The sequence below is a fragment of the Chamaesiphon sp. VAR_69_metabat_338 genome (assembly GCF_031423935.1).
Taxonomy (GTDB): domain Bacteria; phylum Cyanobacteriota; class Cyanobacteriia; order Cyanobacteriales; family Chamaesiphonaceae; genus Chamaesiphon.
The window spans coordinates 1-4,960 of record NZ_JANPGM010000471.1; the positions used below are offsets into that span (position 1 = coordinate 1).

A 4,960-nucleotide genomic window follows, 5' to 3' on the forward strand; every position below is an offset into this window, starting at 1 on the left:
CCAATTTGCCCACGAACTCGCCGAGCTCAGCCAAGCCGACACCCGCCAAAAGCCGCCCAACTGGAAACTTTCCCCCTGGGCAGTCTCTACATATTTACTCGGCGGCAAACTTGAAAATGGCTTTGAAGTCAGCCCCAAATATATCGGCAGTCGGCGGTTGATGGAAATCGCGATCGCGACATTGGCAACCGATCGAGCCTTATTACTGTACGGCGTACCAGGCACCGCCAAATCTTGGGTATCCGAGCACCTCACCGCAGCGGTAACGGGCGATTCTACTTTGTTGATTCAAGGTACTGCTGGTACCAGCGAAGAAGCGATTCGCTACGGGTGGAACTACGCCCTCTTATTAGCCGCAGGGCCGTCTATGGCTGCCGTGGTGCCCAGTCCGATGATGAATGGGATGAATGACGGCAAAATCGTGCGGATCGAGGAATTGACGCGGATTCCGGCGGATGTGCAGGATACATTAATTACCGTTCTATCCGAGAAAACGCTACCGATTCCCGAAATTGGTACGGCAGTCCAAGCCCAGAAAGGATTTAACGTGATTGCCACGGCGAATAATCGCGATAAGGGTGTCAACGAGCTATCTAGTGCCCTCAAACGCCGCTTTAATACCGTGATTTTACCCGTACCTGATAGTGCCGACGAAGAAGTCGCGATCGTCCATAAGCGGGTAGAAAGCATGGGACGCGCCCTCGAACTACCGATCGAAGTTCCGGCTCTAACCGAAATCCGCCGCGTGGTGACGATCTTCCGCGAATTGCGATCGGGGGTAACTGGCGATGGCAAGACTAAACTCAAGACCCCCAGCGGCACGATGAGCACGGCAGAAGCAATTTCGGTTGTCAATAGCGGGATGGCATTGGCAGCGCATTTTGGTGATGGAACGCTGCAAGCTGGCGATCTAGCAGCCAGCATCCAGGGTGCGGTGCTCAAAGATCCGGTACAGGATGCGGTGGTGTGGAAGGAGTATCTAGAAACTGTGGTGAAGGGACGCGAAGGCTGGCAGGATATCTATCGTGCCTGTCGGGAGTTGATGTAGGGCTACAAGCCTCGATCGGGATCTGCAAACAAAGCTTCTAAATCCCGACTTCCGCTGACAACTCTTAAATTTTCAACAATATTATTGCCAACTCTATAGAAGATAATATAGGCTGAGAAAGAAAGTCCCCTCAGATCGGCACGAAGAGATTTATAACTTCGCCCAATATTGGGGGAATTGACTAAATATTTACATTTAGCCTCGAATTCATCGAGCAGCTTCTCACCTGCTTCGATATTATGTATTGCATAATATGTCGATATTTCGTCTAAATCTAAAGCTGCTTCTGGAGAGATAATATATTGAGTCAATCTACCGAGCCTCTTTTGCTGCTTGTAACTTGGCTCTCAAGCTAGCTATTACATCATCACCATTGAGTCCTTCCCCTCGATCGAGTTGTGCCGCAGCAATATCTATTTTCTCGCGTAGCTCTGTAGCTAATCTATCGACAGAATTTTTAGATTGAAGTAAATTTAATGCTGCCTCGATCGCTTCATCGGGGCTAGAATATTTACCAGCGAGTATTTCTTCTTGAATAAAGCTTTCTAATTCGGGTTTGAGAGTTAGATTCATAAAAATAAAAGTCGATCTAAAATCTTGCTAAATTATAACTTAGGTCGATTAGGGGACGTATCTTTCAACTCCACTACGATCTAGGATACTGTATCGATCGTTTTCTTATCACCCATCGAAACTAACTGGAACTTAAACCCCGATCGACCCCGATCGAGATTCCAGTTCGTCGAGTTCGTCGAGTATTTCCAACCCTCTAACCGCCGATCCTCTGGCGGCTCTGACCTTGAATCGATTGTGAGCATCAAACTCGGCTAACGCAACAGTTGTAAGCTCTTCAATTATTTTATTGACGCTTACGCCTCGACTGGCGGCTAGTGCCTTTAATCTCGAATGTCGATCGTCTGGCATCCGCACTGTTAAAACTGCCATAAAGTTATTCTGTGATAATTTGAGATGGGTTGAGAATTTGCAATTGTGGGAATGTTAATTCAGACCCTTTAAAATCTCTGAGATTGTTAGTAGCTATTATGTGAGCATTTCCAGCGATCGCTAATTCGACGACATGGTTATCGCCCTCATCTCTCAAGTTAGGTCGCCACGAATAGTAGATATACACCCACTCAGAAACACTCAGAAAGCCGTCTAGTAACTCGTTAACTTTACTTCTGTCTAGTTGACATTTGGCGATAATCTCTTCCCGCTCTATTACCGATTCGTACTCTAGATACAGAGCATTGCTCATCATCGGTTGATATTCACCCAGCAAGCAACGGCGAATTAGTTGGCGATTTAACCCCTGAGAATTAATTATCGCACCGATAAAAACATTGGTATCGACTACAATTTTCACACCCATGCGAACAAGATAGCATATATGCTATCAAAAACCAAGATTCGATCGAGTGTCCGAACGAATTAATGTACTCTCAAGATATCGTTACCTAGAGATGCGATCGGAAGGCGAATTGAATGAGAAAATCGATATTACACTCGGACATGTCACCGACAGGGAAATTCATCAGTCTCAAACAAATGACCACTACTATCTTTGGCATTCGCCATCATGGGCCAGGTTCCGCACGGAGCTTGAGATCGGCACTCAAGACGCTTCAACCAGATATCGTCCTGATTGAAGGGCCACCAGAAGCAAACGATCTAATTGCCCTCGCGCAGTCTGGCGAGATGAAACCACCTGTGGCACTGTTGATCTACGATCCAGAGGACTTACCGCAATCGGGCTATTATCCATTTGCGATTTATTCACCCGAATGGCAGGCGATCCAATATGCTTTATTAGCCAAGATTCCGGTACGATTTATCGACTTGCCAGCAACACTGCGGGATTCAGGGCGATCGACAGAAGTAGAAAATGGAGATCGATCGCAACCATTGGATGACGCAGAAACTACCCCAGGAGCCGATCCGCTCGGTTGGTTGAGTAGAGCTGCCGGATTTGGGGAGGGCGAACGCTATTGGGAATATTTAGTCGAGCAACGCCGCAATAGTACCGATTTGTTTGCGGCAATTTTAGAGGCGATGACGGCATTGCGGCAGGAATTAACCGAGCATACGCAACAACGAGATCTGATTCGCGAAGCCTACATGCGCCAATGTCTGCGCCAAGCAGAAACCGAAGGTTTTCAAAAACTAGCGGTTGTTTGTGGTGCTTGGCACGCACCCGCGCTGATAGAGCCATTACCAGCAGTGAGTGATGATAAAGCATTATTGCCAGCTCCCACCAAAGCCAAAATTCAAGCGACGTGGGTACCGTGGACTTATGGACGATTGAGTGCGGCGAGCGGTTATGGTGCGGGGGTAGAGTCACCAGGCTGGTATCACCACCTGTGGACGCATCAAAAAAATGTCGTCATTCGCTGGCTGACGAATGTGGCGCGGCTGTTGCGTCAAGAGGATCTCGATGCGTCTTCGGCGAGTGTCATCGAAGCGGTACGGTTGGCGGAAACTCTGTCGGCGATGCGGGAAAGTCCGCTCCCAGGCTTGGCAGAATTAAATGAAGCGGTGCAAACCGTGTTGTGTTTTGGCGATACGGCACCGATACAACTGATTCATCAACAGTTGATTATTAATGACAGGTTGGGAAGAGTCCCCAGCGAAACGCCGCAAATCCCGCTTCAGCAAGACTTACAGAAACTAATTAAAAAACTCCGGCTCAAGCAAGAACCGATCGATAAATCACTAGAACTCGATCTCCGCAATGCCAACGATTTGGATCGATCGCAATTATTCCATCGGCTCAATTTACTCGGCATTGGTTGGGGCAAAACCCAGCGCACTAGCAGCACGGGGACGTTTAAAGAAGGATGGTTAATCTGTTGGCAACCAGAATTTGCCGTCAAACTGATCGAAGCTGGAGTCTGGGGTAATTCGATCGAATCAGCCGCCACCGCCTTCGCCCAGCAAGCGGCTCAAGATGCTCAAGATTTGCCCAGCCTGACAACATTACTCGATCGAGTTTTACTCGCCAATTTAGGTACCGCCATCCCCACCCTGATGCAGCGACTCCAAGCGATCGCCGCCATCACCAGCGATACATTACACTTTATGAATGCCTTGCCACCATTGGCAAATATCCTCCGTTATGGCGACGTGCGCCAAACCGATACAACTAGCATCTCGATCGTTGTAGATGGCCTGATTAGCCGCCTGTGCATCGGTTTACCCAATTCCTGCCAATCCCTCGACGACGATGCCGCTACGCAGATTTTCGACGCGATCCAACAGACAAATGGCACGATTAAACTCCTCCAAAATCCCACCCAGTTAGACAACTGGCGGCAAGTTTTAACCCAGATTGCCAGCCAACAAAACGTCCACGGTTTAGTGCAAGGACGCTGCTGTCGGCTGTTATTTGACGATGGCAGTTTGGATACTGAAGCTACCAGCCAGCGATTGAGCTTGGCACTATCGCTAGCCAACGAACCGACTGCGGCTGCGGCTTGGGCGGAAGGCTTCTTGCGTGGGAGTGGTTTATTGCTATTGCACAGCGATGGAATTTGGCAGGTATTAGATAATTGGATTGCCGGATTATCAGCAGAGAATTTTGTAGCTATTTTGCCATTATTGCGCCGGACTTTTGCGACGTTTAGTTCGCCCGAACGCCAGCAAATGGGTGAGAAGGTTGCTAAAGGAAAAGTTATTAGTAAGGTAGTTGTGACTGAGTCTGCTAACTTTAACACCGAGAGAGCGCGACAAGCCTTACCAGTTGTCGCTCAACTTTTAGGCTTTGCCACAACTACGAATTAGTTGCCAACCAACTCGTTAAATCAGCAAGCTCTTGAAAATCCAACAAAGCTTCTCCCAAATCTTCAAGTTTATCCAATGGCAACTTAGCAATTACTTCATTGACTTCTGTAGATAGCGTCCCAAATCGTCGTG

General features: G+C 48.2%; 7 protein-coding genes. 2 read left to right on the forward strand and 5 right to left on the reverse strand.

What is annotated here, in order from left to right:
• A partial coding sequence (locus RMO84_RS13055; RefSeq protein WP_310488888.1) for an AAA family ATPase occupies positions 1-1,048 on the forward strand: 1,048 nt, incomplete at its 5' end.
• Positions 1,049-1,050: 2 nt separating this feature from the next.
• Here the strand turns inward: RMO84_RS13055 and RMO84_RS13060 are convergent.
• The 4 genes from RMO84_RS13060 to RMO84_RS13075 all read right to left on the reverse strand — a co-directional run bounded on the left by RMO84_RS13060 (position 1,051) and on the right by RMO84_RS13075 (position 2,420).
• A complete protein-coding gene (locus RMO84_RS13060) occupies positions 1,051-1,359 on the reverse strand; it encodes a type II toxin-antitoxin system RelE/ParE family toxin (RefSeq protein ID WP_310488889.1) in 309 nt (102 codons plus the stop codon).
• Between the two features lies 1 nt (position 1,360).
• Positions 1,361-1,621: a type II toxin-antitoxin system ParD family antitoxin gene (locus RMO84_RS13065; protein WP_310488890.1), complete on the reverse strand. Its 261-nt coding sequence runs from the start codon at positions 1,619-1,621 to the stop codon at positions 1,361-1,363.
• 132 nt (positions 1,622-1,753) lie between these two features.
• The gene (locus RMO84_RS13070; RefSeq protein WP_310488891.1) at positions 1,754-1,993 is read right to left on the reverse strand and encodes a toxin-antitoxin system HicB family antitoxin; all 240 of its coding nucleotides are present in this window, start codon (positions 1,991-1,993) and stop codon (positions 1,754-1,756) included.
• 4 nt (positions 1,994-1,997) lie between these two features.
• The gene (locus RMO84_RS13075; protein WP_310488892.1) at positions 1,998-2,420 is read right to left on the reverse strand and encodes a putative toxin-antitoxin system toxin component, PIN family; all 423 of its coding nucleotides are present in this window, start codon (positions 2,418-2,420) and stop codon (positions 1,998-2,000) included.
• A gap of 176 nt (positions 2,421-2,596) precedes the next feature.
• Between RMO84_RS13075 and RMO84_RS13080 the strand changes: the two genes are divergently transcribed.
• On the forward strand, positions 2,597-4,828 hold the full coding sequence (locus tag RMO84_RS13080; RefSeq protein WP_310488893.1) for a DUF5682 family protein: 2,232 nt from the start codon (positions 2,597-2,599) through the stop codon (positions 4,826-4,828).
• On the opposite strand, the gene RMO84_RS13085 is transcribed toward RMO84_RS13080, so the two are convergent.
• Positions 4,818-4,960: DUF4351 domain-containing protein (locus RMO84_RS13085; protein WP_310488894.1), on the reverse strand; the 143-nt coding region annotated here is incomplete at its 5' end. The two genes, RMO84_RS13080 and RMO84_RS13085, sit on opposite strands and share 11 nt — an antisense overlap.